Here is a 22665-nt window from a genome sequence, read left to right as displayed (position 1 = left end):
GGATGGGAGAGGAAGGAATCAGGCTAACCCAGCTCGGCACAGGGGGTGGTGCCTGCCGGGGGACGGGCATGCTGCAACGCCAGACTGGCCACGGTGACCGCCAACCCCAGCCACGCGACTGCGGCGCCGGCCACGCTCACCGCCGGCAGGCCGAGCCCCGCACTGATCACCGCGCCACCGAGGAAGGCGCCCAGCGCGTTGCCGAGATTGAACGCGGCGATGTTGAGCGTGGAAGCCAGGTTCGGCGCTGCACCGGCCTGCTGCACCACGCGCATCTGCAGCGGCGGCACGGTGGCGAAGGCGGCCACGCCCCAGACGAACACGGTCACTACCGCCAACAACGTGTGCTGCATGGTCCAGGCGAAACCCAGCAACACCAGCCCGAGCGCGGCGAGGATACCGATCAGCGACGGCATCAGCCGCCAGTCGGCCAGCCGTCCGCCGAGCAGGTTGCCCAGCGTGGTGCCGGCTCCGAACAGCACCAGCACCCAGCCGGTCGCGCCGATACTGACGTGTGCCTGCTGCTGCAGGATCGGCGCGATGTAGGTGAACACGGTGAACACGCCGCCGAAACCGAGCACGGTCATCGCCAGCGCCAGCAGCACCTGTCCCTGACGCAGCACGCCGAGCTCACGGCGCAGGTCAGGCGCGGTCAGGTCCGGCAACGGCGGCACGAAGCGCCACACCGCGACTGCCGCCAGCACCCCCAGCCCGGTCACCGCGGCGAAGGTGGAACGCCAGCCGGCCCACTGGCCGAGGAAGGTACCGAACGGCACGCCCAGCACGTTGGCCAGGGTCAGCCCGGCGAACATCAGCGCGATCGCCTGCGCCCGCTTCGACGGCGGCACCAGGTGCGCCGCGACCACCGCGCCGATGCCGAAGAACGAGCCATGGCAGAACGCGGCGAGCACGCGGGCCAGCATCAGCACCGCATAATCCGGCGCCACCGCGCACAGCGCGTTGCCGGCGATGAACAGGCCGAGCAGGAGCAGCAGCGCGTGACGTCGCTCCATGCGCGCAGTCAGCATCGCCAGCAGCGGCGCACCGCCAGCCACGCCCAGCGCGTAGCCGGAGACCAGCAGGCCGGCGGAAGGGATGCTCACGTGCAGGTCGCCGGCCACTTCCGGCAGCAACCCCATGATCACGAACTCGGTGGTGCCGATGGCGAACGCCGCCACGGCCAGCGCGAACAGCGCCAGGCGGGAACGTTGCACACTCATGGCGCCACCACCCCGAGCTGCTTGAGCAAGGTCAGGTTGTCTTCCAGGTGCCAGTTGTCGGCGATCCGGCCGTCGACGATGCGGTAGATGTCGGTGGCGATGAAATCCACCGGCTGACCGTGGCCCTGGCGGTCGCCGAAGCGTCCGGTGAAATGGCCGCGGAAACGCAGGTGCGAGACCACCCGGTCACCGGCGACGATCAGCTGCTCCACGGTGCAGCTGAGGTCCGGCACCGCAGCGCGGAAATTGCGTGATGCAGCCAGCGCACCCTCCACTCCCGGGACGCGTCCGGGTGGCGGTGTGTGATCGACGAAATCGGGGGCGAGCGCGGCGCGCGCCAGCGCCTCGTTGCCGGTGTTCCAGAAGTTGGCGTAGCGCAGGGCGGCGAGGGTCATGGCGGTCGCATCGACCGGGGCCGTGACGATGGTCTGATGCGCCCGGACCAAGGTCGGCGTCACGCCGGTCGCGGATGCAGTCGTGGCGATGGCCAGTGCGACCAGCGAGGAGGAAACTCGTTTCACGATGGAGCCTCGGGGAAGGATTTCGACGGCGCCATCGTGCAACTTGCCGCCAAGGCAGAGAATTGGCCAAACTGGGCAAGCATCTTTTCCTGAGAGTTAAAGATGGTCGATCTGGACGCCATGCGGCTCTTCGTTCGCGCCGTAGCCGATGGCAGCCTGTCGGCGGCCGGGCGCGAGCTCGGGCTGTCGCCCGCTGCGGCCAGCAAGCGGCTGACCCGGCTGGAGCACGCCCTTGGCGTACGGCTGCTGCAGCGCAGTTCGCGCCACCTCACCCTCACCGACGAAGGCGCGGCCTATTACGAGCGCTGCGTCGCCATCCTCGCCGACCTCGACGAAGCCCACGCCAGCCTCGGCGCGGGCCAGATGGAGGCACGCGGCCTGCTGCACGTGGCGGCGCCGGCTGACCTCGGCCGGCACTGGATCGCCCCGCTGGCCGCCGAATTCGCCGCGATCCACCCGCGACTGCGCCTGCGCATCAGCGTCTCCGACGCCACCCTCGACCTGTTCGAGCACGGCGTGGACGTGGCCGTGCGCAGCGGCGCGCTGGGCGACTCGCGACTGGTCTCGCGGCGACTCGCCCTCAACCACCGGGTGGTCTGCGCCGCCCCGTCCTACCTGGAGAAGCACGGACGCCCGGCGAACGTGGACGAACTGGCCGGACACGCCTGCCTGATGCTGCATCGCCCGGGGCGCGGCCTGTTGCCGTGGACGCTGCAGACCGCACAAGGGCCGCGACCGTTGCGGCTCGAGGCAACGATGACCTGCGACAGCGGCGACCTGCTGCGCCAGTTCGCCATCGCAGGCCATGGCCTGACCTTCAAATCGGCCTGGGACATCGCCGAGGATGTGCGGACCGGGCGGCTGGTGCCGCTGTTGGCCGAGATCGCCACGCCGGAGGCGAACATCCATGCCATCTATCCCAGCCGCCGCTTCCTGCCCGCGCGCATCCGGCTGTTCGTCGACTTCCTGCACGAGCGGCTGCAACGGCACGAGACCGACGTGCTCGACACCGTGCGCCGGGCGATGAGCTGACATGCTCACCGACCTCATCGCCCTGTCGGCACTCTGCCTGCACGCGTTGGGCGCGGTCGCGGCGATGCACGCGGTGGTGCATGCGCGCACGCCGCAGGGGGCAATGGCATGGGCGCTCGGCCTGGTACTGCTGCCGTACGTGACGCTGGTGCCCTACCTCTACCTCGGGTCGAGCCAGGTGCATGGCTATCTGGAGACGCCGCGCCGGCTGCCCGGCGCCCCGCCGGTGGAAGCCGGCACGCATCCGGCCTGCCTGCGCCTGGATGCGCTGGCCACGCTGGCCGGGCGCCCGTTCCGCCGCGGCCACGCGCTGCAGCTGCTGGTGAACGGCGAGGCGGCATTCGATGCGATGTTCGCCGCGATCGCCACCGCGCGCCACGAGGTGCTGGCGCAATTCTTCATCGTCCACGACGACACCCTCGGCCAGCGTTTCGCCCGGGTCCTGCTGGACCGGGCCGCCGCCGGCGTGCGCGTGCACCTGCTCTACGACGGCATCGGCAGCCACGAGCTGCCGGAGTCGTACGTCGACGCCTTGCGCACGGGCGGTGTCGAGGTCCACGCCTTCGCCGGGCGGCGCTGGCGCAACCGCTTCCAGCTCAACTTCCGCAACCACCGCAAGCTGCTGGTGATCGACGGCGCCCAAGGCTTCGTCGGCGGGCTCAACGTCGGCGACGAATACCTCGGCGCCCGTCCGCCGCTGTCGCCCTGGCGCGACACCCACCTGGGCTTCGCCGGACCGGCGGTGGCCGATCTGCGCCAGGCGTTCGCCGACGACTGGCGCTGGACCACCGGCATGCGGCTCCCCGACGGCACCCCCACGGCACCGCGAGGGGATGCCAGCCTGCTGGTGGTGACCAGCGGCCCCGCCGACCCGCAGGAAACCGGCTCGCTGTGCTTCACCGCGCTGATCCATGCCGCACGCGAGCGGCTGTGGCTGAGCACGCCCTATTTCGTGCCCGACGCGGCGGTGATGGCCGCGCTGCAGCTGGCGGTGCTGCGGGGCGTCGACGTGCGCGTGCTGATCCCCTCGCGCCCCGATCACCGCGGCGTGTTCCTCGCCTCCACCCTGCACGCACACGAGGCGGTGCAGCGCGGCATCGGCATCTATCGCTACCAGCCGGGCTTCCTGCACCAGAAAGCCCTGCTGGTCGACGGACACACCGCCGCCATTGGCAGCATGAACCTGGACAGCCGATCGTTCCGACTGAACTTCGAGCTGAGCGCCATCGCCGTCGACGATGGCTTCGCGCGCGCGGTGGAAGCCATGCTGCAGGAAGATCTGGCGCTATGCCGCCCGGTCACCGAGACCGAGTACCGCCAGGCCCCCTATCTGCGCCGCGTGGCCATGCACGTGGCGCGGCTGTTCGACCCGATTCTCTAGCGGGCGGGTCCGCGGCCGCGCCGCCTGCGCCAGTCGATCACCAGCCAGGCCAGCCAGATCCCCACGCCGACCCCGACCAGTTCGCAGAACACCCGCGTGCCCAGGTTGTCCGGGTCGTGCACCTCGGCCAGCTTGGCGCGCAACAGGGCCAGCGACTGCAGCCTCCCGTAGTTGAAATAGAACAGGTTGCCGATGTCCGCACCGGCACTCAGCACCACGCCGAGCAGGTACGACCAGCCGATCTTCCGGGCTTCGTTCCAGCCACCGTGGCGGCCGACGGCGTGGAACAGCGCGAACAGCACGGCCCCGGCGATGGCGCTGATGGCGCCGGCCTCCAGCCCTCCAACGAAGCCGTAACCCATCCAGGACTGGTCATACGGCATGGGATGCTCCGGGGCAGGCGGAAAGCTGCTCAGACATCGTCCTGCGACCCCACGCTCACCGCGATTCCACCCGCCGGATCCATCTGCACCGAGACGTCGATGGGGCGGCAGCACACGTGGCAATCCTCGACGTAGCTGTATGAGCCCTCCGCCGGCTCGATCAAGAGTTCGATCGGCTCGCCGCAGTAGGGACAATCGATCATCACGGCATCCAGCATGCAGGCCTCGGCACTTCGGGGAAGCTGCGATTGAACCATATCGCCCGCGGAACGCCGACCGTCGGGCCGGCCGCCGGATGCGTCAACCCGATCCCCGCAGCAACGTTCGGACAGGGCCGATCCACGCCGCTGCCGCACCGGAGCCGCCCATGCGCCGCACCTTCATCGTCGGATGCCCCCGCTCAGGCACGACCATCGTCCAGGCCATGCTGGCGCGCCACCCCGAGGTCGCGACGCTGCCGGAGACGGCGCTCTTCGAGCATCTTTACGGCGAGCTGCACTGGCGTTGGCGGGACCATGGCGTCCCGCAGCGGCGACGGCACGCGGTCGAGATGGGCTTCGCCCGCAGGCACGGCCGACGCGTGCTGCAGCAGCTGCAGGGTCGGCTGGGCAGCGGGGAGACGGTCGTGCCGTTGCGGCTGGCCGCATGCACCGGACGCTTCGTCAGGCTGCTCGACGACCACGCCGCGGCAGCCGGGTGTTCGATGTGGATCGAGAAGACCCCGAATCACCTGCTGTACATCCCCGAGATCGAGCGGCACGTGCCGGATGCCCGCTTCGTCCATGTGATCCGCGATGGTCTGGACGTGGTTGCATCGATTGCCGATGCCAACCTCCACTACGACGACAACCATGGCTTCGGCGGCGGCGCGAAACTGTGGGCGCAACGCTGGAACCGGGCGACCACCCTGCATCGTCGGCAGGTCGGCAAGCCGAATCACCATTTCGTGTTCCTCGACGATTTCGTCTCCGACACCCCGCGCGAATGGCGACGGCTATGCGAGGCGCTGACGCTGGATCCCGATGCGCCGCTGGCCGATGCCTGCGCCCAGCCGATCGCCGACCTGGCCGACGAGCCGTGGAAGCGCCACGCCATCCAGGGCAACCTGCGCGTCCCGCAGAGCAAGGCCCACGTGCTGTTCGGTCCGGGCTTGCTCGACTGGCTGTCGCAGCGGCTGGTGTCGATCGAGCCGCTCCGCCAGCAGTGTCGCCAGGCCGACAACGACGATGCCCCAGCCGGCCCCGGAAGCTTCAGCCCGCCTCGCGCAAAAGCGTCCTTCCAAGCAGCGCCTCGGACCACTGGTCCGGCCTGAGGATCAGGAACTGGCCCGCCTTGCGGGTGCGTCGCGCCAGCTTGAGCAGGTGGCGATCCTTGCTGAGCAGCCATTGCGCGCCGCAGGCCAGGGCAAGCTCGAGAAACTTCTGGTCGTCAGGATCGCGACACACCGGCAATGGCCCGAGGCCGGCCGGATCGGGAAGCCCGACGAACCGCTCCAGCGTGGCATCGAAGCGCTCGCGCAGGCCGTCACGCTGCTCCGGGCGGATCGGTACGCTGGGATACTCCAGCACGCGCAGCCACTCGTCGCGGCAAGCGGCATCGGCCACCGCGCGGACCCGACCTGCGGTCAACGCGCCCGCCAGCGGTGCGCAGGCGGGATCCCGGAACAGGAACAGGTCCAGGCAGACATTGGTATCGAGCACGATGCGCGGCACGGCATCGCTGGACTCGTGGGACATGGCGGAGCCACTGGCATGCGGAGGCGGCCGCACTTTAGCCCAAGCGACCCCGGCGGGTCAGGCGCCGTTCTGCAGCGAGCGGTGCAGATCGCGCATCTGGTCGCTCCCCGTGCGCACGGCAACGTAAGCCTTGAGCACGACCATCCGCGCCTGCGGCGACAGCGCCTCGTCGTCGAGCGCCGACTCGAAGGCCGCCTGCAGCTCTTCCTCGTCGCGTCCGGCCATTTCGACCACCCTGGCATCCGCCGGCGCGACACCGCGCCGGGCCGTCACCACGGGGGCGACCGGTTCGGGGGCTGACGGCTGCGAAAGCGCCTCGCCGAAGCCTTCTTCGTGGAGACAGCATCGCAGATGCGCAGCGACCGCCCGACGCTCCTGCGCGCGATGCGCCAGCGACGCTGCGACGCGGAAACCCTCCGCGTCGCTGGCCGCCTCGCGACAGGCGTCGGCATTGGCGCTGGCATAGGCGATCAGGGTGGTCAGTCGATCGGCATCGTGCTGGCTGGCTTGCATGGGACGCTCCTCAGTGGTCTTGGGCGGGGCGATACGCCCTTGTCCGCATGCTGGCCGGGATGCCTGCGCTCGCGGGTGAAGCCCGCGCCAGCGGGACCTTCACCTGTGTGCAGGGGGCGTGGCGCGTTCAGCCTCCGGCCAGTTCGCCCAGTGTCCTCACCGCCGCGGGAATGCCCGCCGGGGACTCCACCGTAAGCAGCCGCTCGTGCGAGTCGCCCAGCCCGTGATCGAGCTCGTGGCTCCAGGTCACGTGGTAGGGCACGTGCACGCCCCAGCCGCCCAGGCGCACCACCGGCTCGATGTCCGAACGCAGCGAGTTGCCGACCATCGCGAACTGGGCCGGGGTCACGGCGAACTCGTCGAACAGCCGGCGATAGGTGTCTGCGTTCTTTTCCGACACGATCTCGATGCGGCGGAACAGGTCGGCCAGCCCCGACTGGGCGACCTTCTTCTCCTGGTGGAACAGGTCGCCCTTGGTGATCAGCACCAGCGCATGCTCGTCCGCCACCGCCTCCACCGCCTCGCGGATGCCCGGCAGCAGCTCGATCGGATGCTGCAGCACGCCCTTGCCGATTTCCACCAGCCGATGGATGTCCTTCGCCGAGATGCGCGCGTCGGTCAGCGCGATGGCGGTCTCGACCATCGACAGCGTCATGCCCTTGGCGCCGTAGCCGAACAGCGCCAGGTTGCGCCGTTCGGTCAGCAGCATGTCATCGTGCAGGCCGCGATCGCCCAGGTCCACGTAGTGCCCGAGGATTTCCGAGAAAGCCGCATGGGCGGCCTGGTAGTAACCCTCGCTGTGCCAGAGGGTGTCGTCGCCGTCGAAGCCGACCATCGTGATCATGGATGCGCCTGTCCCTGGGTGTATGGCAGTGCCGCCCGCCGTCGGCGGGGACATGGATTGTCGCAGAAGCCTCCGGCGACGTCGCCGACTCGCCGCCGGAGCCGTCGAACAGGCATCATCGGGGCTGGTCTCTCCCGGGCTACCGCCATGGCCACCACCCATCTCTCCCGTGCCGCCCTCCTCGTCATCGACCTGCAGCGGGATTTCATGCCCGGCGGCGCGCTGGCCTGCCACGAGGGTGACGCGATCGTGCCGGGCATCGACGCGCTGCTGCGCACGCGCTGCTTCGGCCACGTGGTCGCCACCCAGGACTGGCACCCGCCCGGCCACGTCTCGTTCGCCAGTTCGCATCCCGACCGCGCACCGTTCGAGAACATCGACCTCTACGACCACCCGCAGACGCTGTGGCCCGACCACTGCGTGCAGGGCACGCCGGGGGCGGCGCTGCACCCCGGGGTGGACTGGTCCGGCGTGGGCATGGTGATCCGCAAGGGCAACGACCCGCGCGTGGACTCCTACAGCGCGTTCCGCGAGAACCATGGACCGGGCGGCGCACGTCCCTCGACCGGCCTGGCGGGCTGGCTGCGCGAACGAGGCGTGGATACCGTCTACCTGTGCGGCCTGGCACGCGACGTCTGCGTGCTGTGGAGTGCGCAGGATGCCGCCCGCATGGGTTTCCGCACGCGGGTATTGTGGGACCTGTGCCGGCCGGTGACCCCGGGCGGCGACGAGCCCACCCGGGCCGCACTTGCGCGTGACGGCATCGCCGTGGCCGATGCCGCCGCACTGGCCGGCTGACCACCCCCGAAGGAGCCTCCCATGCATCGTTCCCTGACCTGGTTGCTCACCATCGTGCTGCTCGCCGTCGCCGGATCGGCGGGGGCGGCGACCATCGCGCCGCTGCGCGTGATGACCTTCAACGTGCGCACGCCCTCGCCCGACGGGGTGAACGTGTGGGAGAACCGCCGCGACCTGTTCGTGCGCACCGTCCACGACGCCGACCCGGACGTGTTCGGCACGCAGGAGCTGCACAAGGAACAGGGCGACTACGTGGTGCGGAAGCTGCCGCACTACGCCTGGTTCGGCGAGGGCCGCCGCGGCGGCGACGGGGACGAGCACATGGGCGTGTTCTACCGCACCGATCGCCTGAAGGTGCTCAAGTCCGGCAATTTCTGGCTGTCCGACACCCCGAGCGTGCCGGGCAGCATTTCCTGGGGCCATCCGTTCCCGCGCATGGTCACCTGGGCGCTGTTCGAACGGAAAGCCGACGGCCGCCGCTTCTACTTCTTCGACACCCACCTGCCCTACCGCGATGAGGACGAAGCGGCGCGCACCAAGGGCGCGAAGGAGATCCTCGCACGCATCGAGGCACTGCCGAAGGACGTGCCGGTGGTGCTGGTGGGCGACTTCAACACCACCCCGGCGAGCCAGGCCCACGCCCTGCTCACCCGGGTACTCACTGACGCGCGCGCTACCGCCGCCGAGCACACCGGCCCGGACAAGACCTTCCATGCCTTCACCGGTCAACCGACCGAACAGATCGACTGGATCCTTACTCGCGGCTTCACCGCGCTGAGTGCCGACACGATCACCGTGCATGACGGCAAGGTGTACCCGTCGGACCACTTCCCGGTGGTCGCGGTACTGGACTGGAAACAGCCCTGAGCGGTCGTCGCGGCATCTGAGACACCCGCTCCCGATACTGCGCGGGCCGCTACGGATCCCCCTCCGGCAACGGCTCCGTCCATGGCAGTGGTCGGTTCAAACCCCTTGGCCGCGCCGGTCGCCCCGGCGCGGCCTTTTTTGCATTCAGGCGCCGACGTGCTGGCGCACGGCATCCATGTCGCGGATCGGCCGCACCTCGATCGCGCCGGTACGCGACCACGGAAAGCTCTGCGCGATACGCACCGCCTCGTCCATGTCGGCGGCCTCGATCAGGTTGAAACCGGCCAGGTATTCGCGGGTCTCGGCGAACGGGCCGTCGAACACCGCCGTCTTGCCGTCGCGCACGCGCACGGTGCGCGCGGTGACCGGATGCTCGAGCTGCTGCGAGCCGAGCAGGCAACCCTCCGCCGCCAACTCGTCGGCATGCCGGAAGCAGCCCTGCATCATGTGCTCGAACTGGCCGGAAGGCAGCTCGCCAAGCAGTTGGTCGTCGCTATAGATCATCACCAGGAACTTCATCGCGCCCTCACCGTCCGTGCCGCAGAAAAAGAGAGGGGGACACCTTAGCCGGTGTCCCCCTCCCCCTGCATGTGACCGCTGCGGTGGCGATCAGATCGCCAGCCAGACGTACAGGTAGGTCGTGTTGTTGTCGCTGGCGCTGCGGCCGGCACCATCCACGTTGTGCACGCGTCCGGCGAAGCGGGTGTAGAAGGTGTACTCCAGACCCACGCGCACATTGGCCCACGGCTGCTCCCACGAGTCGGACTCGCCGAACGGATTCCAGTCGGCCTCGATCGTGCCGCCGCGGGTATCCGGCTTGCCGGCATCGCCGTAGAGGATCGTGTCGCTGCGGCCGTTGTCGGCGAACAGGTCCAGCGTGGCACCCCAGGTGTTGCGGTACCAGTAGCTGCCGTCCAGGTTGAGCGCATCGAGACGACCGTTGAGGTTGCTCGATCCGCCCGAGCCGTAGGTCGCGTCCAGCTTCTGGCGCTCGTCGACATACAGGGCGTTGACCGTCACCAGATGGTTGCTGCCGAAGGCGCGCTGGTAGCTGGCATCGACGCCGAGGTCGTCGAAGCGATCGGACGGGCCGGCCACCGCGACGGCGTTGCCGGCGGCGTTGGTGCCTGGCAGGCCGCGGCGGGCGTGCAGGTAGAAGCCGCCCAGCTCGACGTTGCCCGCGGGCAGGTTCCAGGTGTAGGCGAGCCTCGCGTAGGGTGCGGTCGAGGCGAGGCGACCGTCGAAGTCCGCGTTCACGTCGCGCAGGAACGAGGGCGACAGCGAGCGGTACGCACCCACCTCGCCGTACCACTTGCCGTCCAGCTGCAGGTAGCCGTTGACGCCGATCACCTGGCCGCCGAGTCCGCCGAACAGCATCGGCATCGCCGGTGCACCGGGGGCCAGGTCGGCCCCCATGTACGGGAACTGCCAGGCCGGTGCGGTGTTGAACACGTCGGTGACGGTCGGGTTGTTGTTGAGCGAGACGCCCCAGATCGCGTTGTGCGCACCCGAAGTGAAGCTGTTGGCGTAGCGCACGTCCATGTTGTCCCAGCCGAGCAGCCCGCCGTTCTCCGAGTAGGTGGCCTGCGCGAACACGCCCACGTGCTGGCTGACGCGCCCGGCGAGGAACACCGAGGCCTGCTGCAGCTCGGCGTTGTTGTTGCGACTGAAGCCGTCGGCCGGCGGGTCGGTCTGCGCCTTCGCGGTGTGCGTGAAGGACTCGACCAGCATCGCCGACAGCGGCACGTCGGGGCCATCGCCGGTCTTCATGGTGTAGCCCATCAGCTTGAACTGGCGACCGAAACTGGTGAGCTGCGGGCCGAAGCCGCCGATGTGGCAGGCACTGCACGGCAGCTTGGTCTGGCGAGCGAAAGACGGCACTGCATCGACCCGGCTGGCCGCCATGCCGAACATGGCCACGACCAGTCCGAGCAGCGCGAGGCCGCCACCTGCGCGCAACACGCGCTTGCCCCTTCCGGGAGACACAGCTTTCATTTTGGAATCCTCCAGGCATCACCGCCCCTGTTTGGCGGCCTTGGAGGAAGCATCGGCCTGCACGACCGGATTCGAATTGACTCGCGTCAACGCGCGCCAGCGTTCGCACGATAGTGCGCCCCTGGGGCGTGGCGGAACGCCGCAGCCCCAGGGGCGCGCGAGATCAACGCTCGCCGATGTCGCTGCGATCGACCACGCCGCCCTTCATCACGAAGTCGACGTGCTCAAGCACGCCGACGTCCTTGAGCGGATCGGCCTTCACCGCAACGAGGTCGGCGTACAGGCCCGGCTTGATCGCGCCGACGCGGTCGCGCCAGCCGAGCAGGTCGGCGGCATTCCAGGTGGCGGACTGGATCGCCTGCATCGGCGTCATGCCCCACTGCACCATCTTGGCGAACTGCTTGCCGTTCCAGCCGTGCGGATACACGCCGGCATCGGTGGCGAAGGCCATCTTCTCGCCGGCCTCGACCGCCTTGCGGAAGTTTTCCCGCTGCACGCGGCCAACGAGCTTTTCCTTGGCGATCTGCGCCGGCGGCGTACCGAGCTTGGCGTACTCGGCCAGGATGTAGTCGTCGTTGTAGATGTCGAAGTCGAGGTAGGTGCCGCGCGCCTTGGCCATCTTCAGGCCCTCGGCGTCGATGAAGCTGCAGTGCTCGACCGAATCCACCCCGGCGCGGATCGCCATCTTGATCGCCTCGGCGCCGTGCGCGTGCGCCGCCACCTTCTTGCCCCAGCGGTGCGCCTCGTCGACGATCGCGTCCATCTCCGCCTGGGTGTACTGCGGCGCGCCCACCGAGGCCTCGTTGCTGAGCACGCCGGCGCTGGCCATGAACTTGATCACGTCGGCGCCGCGCTTGACATCCTCGCGCACGCGCGCGCGAACCGCATCGACGCCGTCGGCCACGCCGGTCGGTCCCTCGAAATGGATGTCCGGCGAGAAACCGGTGGTGTCGTCGGCATGGCCGCCGGTCGAACCCAGCGGCACGGTCGCCACCAGCATGCGCGGGCCGGGGATCAGCCCGCGGTCGATCGCGTTGCGCAGCGACACGTCGACATAGCCGGGCGCACCGACATTGCGCACGGTGGTGAAGCCGGCGTCGAGCGTACGCTTGGCCAGCGTCGGTGCGATCACCGCGTCGTCGATCACGTCCAGGGTGAGTGCGTCCTGGTAGTAGTTGCCGGTACCGGTGGTCGGGTCGGAGGTCAGGTGCACATGCACGTCGATCAGGCCGGGCAGCAGGGTCGCATCGCCCAGGTCGATCAGCTTGGCGCCAGCCGGTACGGCGGTGCCTTCGTTCACCGCGGTGATCCGCTCGCCCCGCACCAGTACCACCACCGGGCCGCGCTCGCGGCCGGACTCGGCGTCGATCCAGTGTGCGGCCCTCACCGCGGTCAGCGGCGCGGCAGGCGAAGTGTCGCGGGCAAGAGCCTGACCGGCCAGCGCAACAAGGACGGCGCCGCAGAGCAGGCGCGGGACGAAAGACGAACGCTTGGACATCGAGAGCTCCCCCTGGGTGGAATGGCCCGCCGACTCTACCGGCAGCCCGCATGACTGGGCAGCCCGACGTTCGGCGCATGCGCCGCTACACTTCTGCACCTGCCACAGGAGATCGTCCATGGCCGAGCGCCGCTTCGACCGCTACCACGTCCGTTCGGGGGCCACCCTCGAAGGGTCGCGCTACACCGCATGGCTGGCGGTCACCCCGCTGGCAGGCGGGTTCCCCGTGTACTACGCGATCTGCGAGAACCGCAGCTTCCGCGACCCGCACAAGGCCGAGGCCGCCGCCGAAAGGGCGCTGGCAGACCTGTCCGGGCTGGAGGAAGACGGCACCCCACAGTTCCCGGACGACTACACCGGCTTCGACGACGCCCCGGGCGAACCGGACTGACCGCTCAAACGGCGTCGCAGGCGGGGCGCAGGTTCACGCCCAGTGCGGTGGCCACCTCGCGCATCGGTTCGGCCTCGTCGGTGCGGGTGATCCAGCCGGCCCAGGTGGCCCCCGGCGATTCGTAGATCCACACCGTGTAGCGGTGCTCGAGCAGTCGGTCGTAGGCGATCGCCAACAGGTCCGGCACCTCGTGGGCGCCGAGGAAATCGTCGTCGTCGGCATCGCCGCCCCAGTCGATCGCCAGGTTCCAGCGCGCCGCCAGCTCATCCAGCGCCTGCACCAGGGTGGTCGCGTCCTCGACGCGGAAGCCGGCACTCCAGTCGATCACCTCTCCGATCGTTTCCAGCGGATCGGCGAGGCCGTCGGACTCGGCCTGCACGTCGCGCCAGGTGGCGAAGTGGCGCAGCGCGGTGTCCTCGTCGCCCGGGTTGACCAGCAGCAGCAGCTGCCATACGCGCGCTTCCAGCGAGTCGTCGGAATCGTCGGCCGGATCGTCGTCGAACTCGTGCATGGCGGTGCTGCCGGCGGTGCGCGATGCGCGCGGGATGCGCATGTTGGCGCGAACGCCCGCGCGAGGAAAGCCGCTCAGCCGCCGCGATCCAGCGCCCGCTGCGCGTACAGGCGACGGTCCGCCTCGGCCAGACCCTCGTCCAGGGACACTTCGCCACCGAAGTTGGCCGCGCCCAGGGTGAAGCCGATCGGTGCCGTCGCCCGGTCCTGGTCGATCCGCAGCATCGCCTCGGCGGTCACTTCGTCGTCGGCGTCGCGCAGCAGCATGAGGAATTCGTCGCCGCCCAGGCGCACCACGGCGTCCCCTGCGCGCACGTGGCTCTTCAGGAAGTGCGCCATCTCCTGCAGCACTTCGTCGCCGCGCTGGTGGCCGTAGGTATCGTTGACCTGCTTGAAGTGGTCCAGGTCCACCGTGATACAGCCCCAGCGGCGCGACGGGCCGGCCTCCAGCTCGGCCAGGTAGCGCCGGTTGTAGCAGCCGGTCAGCGCGTCGTGCACCGACCACTCGCGCAGTTGCTGCTCCATCTCGAAGCGCTCGGTGATGTCCTGGGCGTGGCCCAGGATGTAAGGCTCGTCCGCCTCGTCGTCGAGCACGTTGTGGTACTGCCACATGAGGTGTCGCCCGTCCTTGGCCAGCAGCTCCATCACGCCGCTGTCGCTCCCGGTGGTGATGATCCGCAGCAGGTAGTCGCGGAACGCGGGGCGGCGCGATTCGGGCATGAAGTCGGAAAGCGGCCGGCCCAGCAACTCGCCCACCGAGTATCCGAGGGCGCGCGCCGCGGCCGGGTTCACCGACAGCAGCACGCCCTCGTGGTCATGCGTGCAGATCAGGCCGGGGCTGTACTGGAACATCTGGCGGAAGCGGCGCTCGCTGGTTTCCAGCGCGGTCGTCACCTGGCGCCGGATGCTGATGTCCTGGATCGCGCCGACCAGCCGGTGCGGCTGGCCGTCGTCGAGGTATTCCACCCGACCCATGGCGCGCACCCAGAGCTTGCGCCCGGTTGCCGTCACCAGCGGCAGCTCCAGATCCCAGTCGCCACCCTCGCGACGGGCGCGTTCGATCGCCTGCACCAGCCGTTGCCGCGCCTCGGCCGGATAGAAAGCCAGCGCCTGCTCGAGCGACGGCGCGGCTCCGACCGGAAGATCGTGCAGGCGAAACGTCTGCGGAGACCAGCGCAGCACATTGCCGGAAAGATCCAACGACCATCCGCCGACCTGCGCCAGGCGACCGGTGCGCTCGAGCAGCACCTCCCGCTCGAGCGAATCCAGTCGCAGCTGCAGGGCCTCGGATGCCACCCTGGCCAGCGACTGAAGCAGTTCGCGCTGGGACGTGTTGAGCGTACGGGGTTGGCGATCCACCGCACACAGCGCACCAAGCCGCGAGCCGTCGTCCAGGGTGATCGGCGCGCCCGCGTAGAAGCGGATGCCGCCCGGGCAGCTCACCATGGGGTTGTCGGCGAAGCGGGGGTCGCGCCGGGCATCGGACACCTCGAGCACGGCGTCGCCGAGAATGGCATGCGCACAGAGCGCCTCGCTGCGCGGACGGCTGGCGCCGACCTCCACGCCAACGCCGGCCTTGGTCCACTGGCGATCCGCGTCGATCAGGTTTACCGCGGCGATCGGGGTGCCCAGGGCCGCGGCTGCCGCCTGCGCCAGCCCATCAAAGAGTGGCTCCGGCGCGGTGTCCAGCACCGAGAGCGTCCGCAGCCTGGCCAGGCGCCGGGCTTCGGTTTCCGGATCGGGAGCGATCATGGACAGACTCCAGCTCAACCGCGGGAAATCATGCCTCCGCCCGGATGAGCGGATCGTGAGGTGGTGGAAACTCTACGAACTCAGAGTGGATCGGGATGCACGGCCAGGAATTCGCGAAGGAACGCCTGCCGCGCCGCGCCACGGTCCACCTCGGTACGGGTATCCACATCGATCGTCTGCCGCAGCAGGCCGCCGTGCGAGGCGGCGACCGCAGGCCACTGCGGCAGGCCTGCGCCGTTGGGATCCCCGTGCACGATGAAATTCGCGAAGTAGTCCTGCATGGTGCGCGACACGGCCCGGTCAGCCGACGTCCATGCGTAGACGTGGTTGCCATCCAGGTTGCCCAGTGCGTACTCGATCTCGCCGCTGTGCACGGCGCCATGGTCCGGCTGCTCGCCCGCCGCCGGCTCGCGCTTGGCCGGGCGCGGATGGGCGTAGTAGTAGAAGTACACCGGCGCGGCGCTGTGCGCATGCTGCAGCTCCATCCAGCGCCAGGTGCTGTGCGCGATGAACAGGTCGCCGGCCAGTGCGGTGGCCGAGCGCATCACTTCCTCGCGCGTCGCGCCGGGATACAGCCGCAGCGCCTCGTCCGCGCGATCGCCGAACAGCCGCTGCAGCGCGGCACGATAGTTCGCCGGGGTCGGCGGCTCGTTCTTCAGCAGCGCGGGGTAGAAACCTTCCTGCGAATTGGAGCCGAGCAGCAGCGGCACCTGTGCCTGCGCGCCGCGCGCAAACGTGTCGGCCGGCGGCTCGGTGAGGAACAGACCGTCGATATCGGGTGAGAACCCGGGCGCCGGCGCAACCTGGGGACTACTCGCCTGCAGCAGGGTCGCCGCCGGCATGCCACGCAGTGCCTCCAACGAGCCCGCGCCGACCTGCTTCATGAACGCCGCGCCGGTGGCTTCCGCCTGCGCGCGCGCCTGCGGCGCGATCGGGGCGATCAACGCGCCGCTCTCGCCGATCGCGCCGACGATCAGGTGCCTGGTCATGGGCGAGGCCATCAGTGCGCTGACCGAGATCGAGCCGGCCGACTCGCCGCCGATGGTGATGTGAGCGGGGTCGCCGCCGAACTGCGCGATGTTGGCGCGCACCCAGCGCAAAGCGGCCGCCTGGTCAAGCAGCCCGTAATTGCCGGCGGCGTGCTGCGGCGATTCGGCCGCAAGCGACGACGTGGCCAGGAATCCGAACACGCCCAGGCGATAGTTCACCGTGACCGTGACCAGGCCCTTCGCCGCGAGGCTGGCACCGTCGTAACGCGGCTCCGAACCGTCGCCGGCGAGAAAGCCACCGCCGTAGAAGTACACCAGCACCGGGCGCTTCCCGTTGCTGCGGTCAGCCGGCGCCCAGACGTTCAGGTAAAGGCAGTCTTCGCTCATGCCGCGCGAGCGGAACACCATGTCGCCGAACAGCGGCAGCTGCATGCAGCGCGGCCCGAAAGCGGTCGCCTCGCGCATGCCCTGCCATGCCGCCACCGGTTGCGGCGGCTTCCAGCGCAGGGGACCGAGCGGTGGCGCCGCATAGGGGATGCCCTGGAATTCCTGCAACGCCACGCCATCGACGGTGGCCTGCTTGCCGGCCACGGTGCCACCTGAAATCCGGGCGTGCGGCGCCGATACACCGCCGGCCCACGCGGCGCCGGCCGGGAGCGTCAGCGCCACAAAGAGAAACAGGAGCGGCGACCATCGGCAACACTGCAGCAGGGACGAACGTGGCATCGGCGGATCTCCATGGAGGGCGGACGGGGAGCGACCAAGCCTAGAACAGGCCGCGCCGGCCAGCCAATGCACGGACTCGCCATCGATGCGATGGCCGCCGCGCGTCTATCAACCGCCCAGCGCCAGCTCGACTGCGGCCAGTGCATGCAGGCGCGTGGTGTCGAACAGCGGCACGCTGGCGTCACCCACATCGACCAGCAGGCCGATCTCGGTGCAACCGAGGATCACGCCCTGCGCACCGCGCGCCACCAGATCGGCCATGACCTGCCGGAAGCGTGCGCGCGAAGCCGGCTCGAAGCGACCGGCGCACAGCTCCTGGTAGATCACCCGATGCACCTCCTCCCGCTCGGCGGACGATGGCACCAGCACCTCCAGACCGTGCGAGGCGAGGCGATCGACGTAGAACGCCTGCTCCATCGTGAAGCGCGTGCCGAGCAGCCCCACGCGCGCGATGTCCGCCGCGCGCACCGCCCGCGCCGTGGCATCTCCCACATGCAGCAGGGGGATACCGATGGCCGCCTCGACCGCTGGGGCGACCTTGTGCATGGTGTTGGTGCCGATCAGCAGCAGCTCGGCCCCAGCCACCTCCAGCCGCCGTGCCGCGGCCGCGAGCTGGCGCCCGGCGGCCTCCCAGTCGCCGCTGCGCTGCAACGCCTCGATCTCGGCGAAATCCACGCTGTGCAGCAACAGTCTGGCCGAATGCAGGCCGCCCAGCCGCTGCCTCACGGCCTCGTTGATCAGCCGGTAATAGGGAACGGTCGATTCCCAGCTCATGCCGCCCAGCAGTCCGATCGTTCTCATGGTTGTCACGGCGGTGCTTCCCTGATGTCGGCAAAGGCAAGGCGCAACGCTACGCCATGGGCGTCGCGGAATGCGCGGTTGCCGGACAGGATCGGGCCCGGCGCCGGCCCGGTCCACTCCTCCGGGCGGACAGCGCCGACCCGACGCTGCGAGAATGTCGATCGACGTCCCTTCGACCGCGGATTCCATGGAACGCCCGACCCTGGCACCTTCGACCTCCCTGCGCCAGATCGCACGACGCCTCGCCAACGAACGGCTCGACCGGGTGGTGGCAGGCTACGGCGAACGGCAGGCAAGCCTGCGCCGCGTCGGCTTCCTGGCGCTGGTCTCGCTGTGGACCGTTTGGTGGGCCCGCTACGCCGGCCCGCCCAGCCAGGGCAACACCTTGCCGCTGGAGGCCGCCCGGCTGCTGCCCTGGGTTCCCCTGTTGCTGTGGCTGGCGGTCGTATGGGCAGTGGGTGTGAGGCAAGGGTGGATTCCCGACGGCGACCGTATCGATACCGCCGGCGCCATCGCCAACGTGCTGGGCATCGGCCTGATGCTGCACCTGGCATGGAACATTTCGATCTCGATGATCGCGGTGCTGCCATTCACCACCATCCTGGTAGGTGCCCGACTGGGACGACGGGCATTCCTGGCCTGCATGGCCAGCACCGTACTGGTGGTGGGCCTGGCCGCACCATCCGGCTATTGGGCGGTGCGACCGGCATTCATCCCATTCGCGCTGTTGCTGCTCTGCGGCCTGCCGATGACGGTGAACCGGCTGCTCGCGCTGCTGGCGGAGGTATCGCAGTCAGCGCTGGCATCGCGGGACGCCCAGGGCCGCTTCCTGGCGACCATGAGTCACGAGCTGCGCACGCCGCTGAACACGGTGATCCATGCTTCCTCGCTGATCGACTCCGGGCGCCTGTCCGACGACGACCGGGAGAGCCTGCGCGCGGTGCAGGTCAACGCCCGCTCGCTGCTGCAGAGGGTGAACGACGTGCTGGACGTGGCAGCCCTGAACGCAGGCCGCTTCGGGCTGGCGCGCGAGCCGTTCGATCTACGCCAGGTCGTTCGGCAGGCCTTCGAAATGATGAAGCCGCTGGCCGACCGCAGAGAGCTCGCCATCACGCTGCACGACGACAGTCCGGCGGGGCTGCTGGCCATCGGCGATGCCGGTCGCCTTGAGCAGGTGCTGACCAACCTGCTCGGCAACGCCATCAAGTTCACGCCCGAGGGCGGGCGCGTGTCGCTGCATGCGTCTTGCACCGATCGCCAGATCACGCTCGAGGTCGCCGACAGCGGACCCGGCATACCGGCCGCGGACCGCGCACGAATCTTCGATCCCTTCGTGCAGATCAGCTACGGTCACGCGCGCCGCGAGGAGGGCGTCGGCCTCGGGTTGCACATCGTGCAGGGCTTCGCACACCACAGCGGCGGCACGATAAGCGTGCACGACCGCGAGGGCGGTGGCAGCGTGTTCCGCCTGGAACTGCCACTGGCACGTGCACCGGCCGGCACGTTGCTGCCAGGTGACGCGGACGTCCTCCAACTGCTCGAAGACCACCGTCGCCGGTTTCCGCCGCGGCACTGCCTGGTGGTGGACGACAACGAGGCCAACCGGCAAGTGGTCACCCGGCTGCTGGAGCGCGCCGGCCACGTGGTCTCCACCGCGCGCAGCGGCAACGAGGTGATCGCCCGGCTACAGCATGGCGACACGTTCGACCTGCTGCTGCTCGACGTGCATATGCCAGGCATGTCCGGACTCGACGTGCTGGCCGCCCTCGCCAAGGCGCAGGCTGGCCCGCGACCGCGACTGCTCATGCTCAGTGCCGACTCGGACGCCGAGGTGGTGCAGCGCGCCCTCGCGATGGGGGCGTCGGGCTACCTGACCAAGCCGATCGCGCTCGACCGGTTGCTGGCGGCGGTCGGCGATGCCGGACAGGCCACCGGGACGACGGCGACGTCCAGGGCCGGAACCGCGACCGGGCGCATCTCGATCGACCTGCTGCGGACACTTGCACCCTCCGACGAGGTGCGCGACTACATCCGTCTCGGCCACCGCGAGCTGTCACGGCTGGATCGGGTGCTGGAGGAGAGCGACGGCGGCGGCGACACCGCCAGCCTGCTTCACGAGATGAAGAACGTCTTTCTGGCAATCGGCGACGACGACGGCGAAGCGCTGTGCACCGGGCTGCGCGATGCGGTCCGATCGGGCAAGGGCGAAGCGGCAGCCAAAGCCCGACTGCAACAGCATGTCCGCCACGTACTGGACGACCTCTGGCGACAATGGGAGTCGATCAGCCCCTGAGCGCGTGGCGGCGGATGCTTCCGTCGGACCGCACCTCCAGCACCTCGCCCTCGGAGCGCCAGTCGGCCAGCACCACGCGCTCGCCGCTTCCGCCATCGAGCGCCACGCCGTGGACGGCTGGCCGATGCGTGTGGCCATGGATCAGCCGCATCGCACCATGGTCGCGCATGCAGTCACGGACCGCCGCCTCGTTCACATCGGTCAGCACACCACCCTCGGCAAGCCGGCGCTGCTGTCCGTCCATGCTCTCCTGGCGCAGTTGTCGCGCCAGTCCGCGACGGGCCTCGAGCGGCATCGCCAGAATCTGGGCCTGCCAGGCGGGATCGCGCGAGCGGGCCCGGAACGCCTGATAGTCCGCGTCTTCGGTGCAGAGCGCATCGCCATGGCACAGGACCGTGGCGACCCCGCCCAGGTCCAGCGACAGCGACTCCGGCAACAGGATCATCCCGGCACGCGCGGCGAATGCCTCGCCCAGCAGGAAATCGCGGTTGCCGTGCTGGAAAAAGATGCGTACCCCCGCATCGCTGGTACGCCATAGCGCATCCACCACCGGCACGAGCCAGGGCGCATCGTCGTCGTCGCCGATCCAGGCCTCAAAGATGTCGCCCAGAAGGAACAGCTCGTCGACGCGGCCCGGGCAGCCGGCCAGAAATCGCTGGAAGATCGCCGTCAGCTCCGGCCGACCTGCCTCCAGGTGCAAGTCGGACATGAGGAAAGCTCGGGGGATATTCATTCGAGGCGCGTGCATGACCATCGCGCCATTGTGCCCTGTTGCGGGAGGCCGGCCCGGCTGCGCGGGCGGAAACCGTCGCAGGAGGGCTCCCGAAGCAGGTTCACCAGGTGGCCGGCACCCGATCCAACGACCAGCGTTGCAGCTTGGCGTGCTCTTCGGCGATCACCAACTCGGCGACGAACGAATCCGCGTCGCGCTGCGTGGTGAAGACCATGACCTCTTCGTCCGCATCGCTGTCGTAGACGATGAAACCGTTCTTGCTGTCGCGCACTTCCAGCATGGCCGTCCGCTCCGCACAGAATAGAAAGGACGCCCGGGGCCGGGCGTCAAGAGAAGGGCAACGGGGGTGGTTGCCCCACCACGAAGAAACGCTCTTACATCCTGCCCAGGGCTTCCGCATCATCCGTTGTGCCGGCCGCCCGGCCGTCCTGGTCCAGGTAGGTGCTATCCGCGGAGCATGCTACTGCGGAAAGTCTCGGCCAATAGGCCAAAAGGATGACGCTTTGTAGGCGTAAGCCGACATTCTGCCCCCCCTTCCCGATCGTCCCAAGTGCGACGACTTGCGCCGTGGCGCGCCGGCCGACACAGCCCCCCCCCCGATGATCGGATTGGGGGCGGGCAACGCATGGTCCAGGGTTTGCTTATGATCCGACCTCCATTCGACACGCGCCTCCCCCATGTCCGACTCCAGCCAACCGCACGACAGCTCCGACCCGACCCTCGCTACCGACCCGGCCGTCTACAAGACCCTGCTGGAGTCGACCCGCGCCATTCCCTGGAGGATCGACTGGGCGACGGCGACGTTCACCTACATCGGCCCGCAGATCGAGGAACTGCTCGGATGGGAACCCTCCAGCTGGAAGACGGTGGAGGACTGGGCGATGCGCATGCACCCGGATGAGCGGGCATGGGCGGTGGACTTCTGCGTGGCGCAGTCCAAGGCGGGAATCGACCACGAGGCGGATTACCGCGCCCTTACCAGGGACGGCCGCTACGTGTGGATCCGCGACGTCGTGCACGTGGTCCGCGACGAGCAGGGTGAAGTCGAAGCGCTGGTTGGATTCATGTTCGACATCAGCGAGCGCAAGAAGACCGAACAGAAGCTGCTCGAGTTGCAACGCGAGCTCGAAAGGCTGTCATTCAAGGACGGCCTGACCGGCGTGGGCAATCGTCGCCATTTCGAGAGCGTGCTCGAGCGCGAGTGGCACCAGGCACGCGAGAGTCGGCGTCCGCTGTCGGTGGTGATGATCGATATCGACTACTTCAAGCAGTACAACGACCGCTATGGCCATGTCGCCGGCGACGACTGCCTGCGTCGCGTCGGCCGCCTGCTGGATACCGCCACCGGTCGGCCGCGCGATTTCATCGGGCGTTTCGGCGGCGAGGAGTTCGTGCTGGTGCTGCCGGATACGGACGCGGATTCGGCGCTGCGGGTCGCCGAATGCTGCCGTGATGCCATCGCCGCCGAGGCGATCCCGCACAGCGCCTCACCGGTGGCCGGGGTGCTTACCGTGAGCATGGGCGTGGGTACCCGCATCCCGGACGACAACGAGCCGCCACTGAGCTTCATCGCCGAGGTGGACCGCTCGCTCTATCTGGCCAAGCAGCGTGGCCGCAACCGGATCGTCGCCGGTTCGCGCAGCAGCTGATGCCGCTACCGGCCGGACCGGGGCCGCACGCGC

24 protein-coding genes are annotated in these 22665 nt (G+C 69.1%); 8 read left to right on the top strand and 16 right to left on the bottom strand.

Translation table 11 applies throughout. The annotated features are described in order from the left end of the window. Window positions 1–23: 23 nt before the first annotated feature. Both NC595_RS04560 and NC595_RS04555 read right to left on the bottom strand, forming a co-directional pair. Entirely contained in the window at window positions 24–1220 is a 1197-nt protein-coding gene (locus tag NC595_RS04560) for an MFS transporter (RefSeq protein ID WP_253565072.1), read from the bottom strand. Beyond that, window positions 1217–1741, bottom strand: a complete 525-nt coding sequence (locus tag NC595_RS04555; RefSeq protein WP_253565071.1) for an ester cyclase — start codon at window positions 1739–1741, stop codon at window positions 1217–1219. The genes NC595_RS04560 and NC595_RS04555 overlap by 4 nt, the downstream gene beginning before the upstream one ends. 120 nt (window positions 1742–1861) lie before the next feature. On the opposite strand from NC595_RS04555, the gene NC595_RS04550 reads away from it, so the two are divergent. Both NC595_RS04550 and cls read left to right on the top strand, forming a co-directional pair. Further along, window positions 1862–2773 (top strand): LysR family transcriptional regulator, encoded by a 912-nt coding sequence (locus NC595_RS04550; RefSeq protein WP_253565070.1) that lies wholly within the window; start codon window positions 1862–1864, stop codon window positions 2771–2773. Window position 2774: 1 nt separating this feature from the next. Continuing rightward, entirely contained in the window at window positions 2775–4154 is a 1380-nt protein-coding gene (gene cls, locus NC595_RS04545; protein WP_253565069.1) for a cardiolipin synthase, read from the top strand. On the opposite strand, the gene NC595_RS04540 is transcribed toward cls, so the two are convergent. After that, entirely contained in the window at window positions 4151–4537 is a 387-nt protein-coding gene (locus tag NC595_RS04540; protein WP_253565068.1) for a hypothetical protein, read from the bottom strand. The genes cls and NC595_RS04540 overlap by 4 nt on opposite strands. A gap of 29 nt (window positions 4538–4566) precedes the next feature. After that, complete coding sequence (locus NC595_RS04535; protein WP_253565067.1) at window positions 4567–4755, bottom strand: CPXCG motif-containing cysteine-rich protein; 189 nt, start codon at window positions 4753–4755, stop codon at window positions 4567–4569. A gap of 149 nt (window positions 4756–4904) precedes the next feature. On the opposite strand from NC595_RS04535, the gene NC595_RS04530 reads away from it, so the two are divergent. Beyond that, a complete protein-coding gene (locus NC595_RS04530; protein ID WP_253565066.1) occupies window positions 4905–5849 on the top strand; it encodes a sulfotransferase family protein in 945 nt (314 codons plus the stop codon). Here NC595_RS04530 and NC595_RS04525 read toward each other — a convergent pair. The 3 genes from NC595_RS04525 to NC595_RS04515 all read right to left on the bottom strand — a co-directional run bounded on the left by NC595_RS04525 (window position 5788) and on the right by NC595_RS04515 (window position 7630). Further along, window positions 5788–6273, bottom strand: coding sequence for a PIN domain-containing protein (locus NC595_RS04525; protein ID WP_253565065.1), 486 nt, complete (start codon window positions 6271–6273; stop codon window positions 5788–5790). The two genes, NC595_RS04530 and NC595_RS04525, sit on opposite strands and share 62 nt — an antisense overlap. Before the next feature lie 57 nt (window positions 6274–6330). Beyond that, on the bottom strand, window positions 6331–6786 hold the full coding sequence (locus NC595_RS04520) for a PA2169 family four-helix-bundle protein (protein ID WP_253565064.1): 456 nt from the start codon (window positions 6784–6786) through the stop codon (window positions 6331–6333). Window positions 6787–6913: 127 nt separating this feature from the next. Continuing rightward, window positions 6914–7630, bottom strand: coding sequence for an HAD family hydrolase (locus NC595_RS04515; RefSeq protein WP_253565063.1), 717 nt, complete (start codon window positions 7628–7630; stop codon window positions 6914–6916). A 147-nt stretch (window positions 7631–7777) separates the two neighbouring features. On the opposite strand from NC595_RS04515, the gene pncA reads away from it, so the two are divergent. Together pncA and NC595_RS04505 are read left to right on the top strand one after the other, a co-directional pair. Continuing rightward, window positions 7778–8428 carry a bifunctional nicotinamidase/pyrazinamidase gene (gene pncA, locus NC595_RS04510; RefSeq protein ID WP_253565062.1) on the top strand — a complete coding sequence of 217 codons (651 nt, stop codon included), beginning with the start codon at window positions 7778–7780 and terminating at the stop codon, window positions 8426–8428. A 21-nt stretch (window positions 8429–8449) separates the two neighbouring features. Further along, a complete protein-coding gene (locus tag NC595_RS04505) occupies window positions 8450–9295 on the top strand; it encodes an endonuclease/exonuclease/phosphatase family protein (protein ID WP_253565061.1) in 846 nt (281 codons plus the stop codon). 144 nt (window positions 9296–9439) lie between these two features. Here NC595_RS04505 and NC595_RS04500 read toward each other — a convergent pair whose 3' ends face one another. The 3 genes from NC595_RS04500 to NC595_RS04490 form a co-directional block, all read right to left on the bottom strand. Further along, the gene (locus NC595_RS04500; protein WP_253565060.1) at window positions 9440–9814 is read right to left on the bottom strand and encodes a YciI family protein; all 375 of its coding nucleotides are present in this window, start codon (window positions 9812–9814) and stop codon (window positions 9440–9442) included. A 90-nt stretch (window positions 9815–9904) separates the two neighbouring features. Then, on the bottom strand, window positions 9905–11290 hold the full coding sequence (locus NC595_RS04495) for a cytochrome C (RefSeq protein ID WP_253565059.1): 1386 nt from the start codon (window positions 11288–11290) through the stop codon (window positions 9905–9907). A 163-nt stretch (window positions 11291–11453) separates the two neighbouring features. Further along, window positions 11454–12788 (bottom strand): Xaa-Pro dipeptidase, encoded by a 1335-nt coding sequence (locus tag NC595_RS04490; protein ID WP_253565058.1) that lies wholly within the window; start codon window positions 12786–12788, stop codon window positions 11454–11456. A gap of 118 nt (window positions 12789–12906) precedes the next feature. Here NC595_RS04490 and NC595_RS04485 point away from each other — a divergent pair, with 118 nt between their 5' ends. Continuing rightward, on the top strand, window positions 12907–13179 hold the full coding sequence (locus tag NC595_RS04485) for a hypothetical protein (RefSeq protein WP_253565057.1): 273 nt from the start codon (window positions 12907–12909) through the stop codon (window positions 13177–13179). Window positions 13180–13183: 4 nt separating this feature from the next. Here the strand turns inward: NC595_RS04485 and NC595_RS04480 are convergent, their stop codons facing one another. From NC595_RS04480 to NC595_RS04465, 4 genes are all read right to left on the bottom strand, one after another. Beyond that, window positions 13184–13732 carry a DUF6630 family protein gene (locus NC595_RS04480; protein ID WP_253565056.1) on the bottom strand — a complete coding sequence of 183 codons (549 nt, stop codon included), beginning with the start codon at window positions 13730–13732 and terminating at the stop codon, window positions 13184–13186. A 32-nt stretch (window positions 13733–13764) separates the two neighbouring features. Then, window positions 13765–15441, bottom strand: coding sequence for a diguanylate cyclase (locus NC595_RS04475; protein WP_253565055.1), 1677 nt, complete (start codon window positions 15439–15441; stop codon window positions 13765–13767). 80 nt (window positions 15442–15521) lie between these two features. Next, window positions 15522–17156 (bottom strand): carboxylesterase/lipase family protein, encoded by a 1635-nt coding sequence (locus NC595_RS04470; RefSeq protein ID WP_253565054.1) that lies wholly within the window; start codon window positions 17154–17156, stop codon window positions 15522–15524. A 108-nt stretch (window positions 17157–17264) separates the two neighbouring features. Continuing rightward, a complete protein-coding gene (locus NC595_RS04465) occupies window positions 17265–17957 on the bottom strand; it encodes an aspartate/glutamate racemase family protein (RefSeq protein ID WP_253565698.1) in 693 nt (230 codons plus the stop codon). Window positions 17958–18144: 187 nt separating this feature from the next. Here NC595_RS04465 and NC595_RS04460 point away from each other — a divergent pair, with 187 nt between their 5' ends. Next, window positions 18145–20250, top strand: coding sequence for a hybrid sensor histidine kinase/response regulator (locus NC595_RS04460; protein ID WP_253565053.1), 2106 nt, complete (start codon window positions 18145–18147; stop codon window positions 20248–20250). On the opposite strand, the gene NC595_RS04455 is transcribed toward NC595_RS04460, so the two are convergent. Both NC595_RS04455 and NC595_RS04450 read right to left on the bottom strand, forming a co-directional pair. Beyond that, window positions 20240–20959: a UDP-2,3-diacylglucosamine diphosphatase gene (locus tag NC595_RS04455; protein WP_253565052.1), complete on the bottom strand. Its 720-nt coding sequence runs from the start codon at window positions 20957–20959 to the stop codon at window positions 20240–20242. The two genes, NC595_RS04460 and NC595_RS04455, sit on opposite strands and share 11 nt — an antisense overlap. 124 nt (window positions 20960–21083) lie before the next feature. After that, window positions 21084–21263: a hypothetical protein gene (locus NC595_RS04450; protein ID WP_017460495.1), complete on the bottom strand. Its 180-nt coding sequence runs from the start codon at window positions 21261–21263 to the stop codon at window positions 21084–21086. 397 nt (window positions 21264–21660) lie between these two features. Here NC595_RS04450 and NC595_RS04445 point away from each other — a divergent pair, with 397 nt between their 5' ends. After that, window positions 21661–22632: a GGDEF domain-containing protein gene (locus NC595_RS04445; RefSeq protein WP_253565051.1), complete on the top strand. Its 972-nt coding sequence runs from the start codon at window positions 21661–21663 to the stop codon at window positions 22630–22632. Window positions 22633–22665 lie beyond the last annotated feature (33 nt).

It is taken from the genome of Dyella lutea, from assembly GCF_024158035.1.
Taxonomy (GTDB): domain Bacteria; phylum Pseudomonadota; class Gammaproteobacteria; order Xanthomonadales; family Rhodanobacteraceae; genus Dyella_A; species Dyella_A lutea.
Note: the sequence above shows the minus strand (reverse complement) of the source record. Positions and strands in the feature narration are given on the sequence as shown.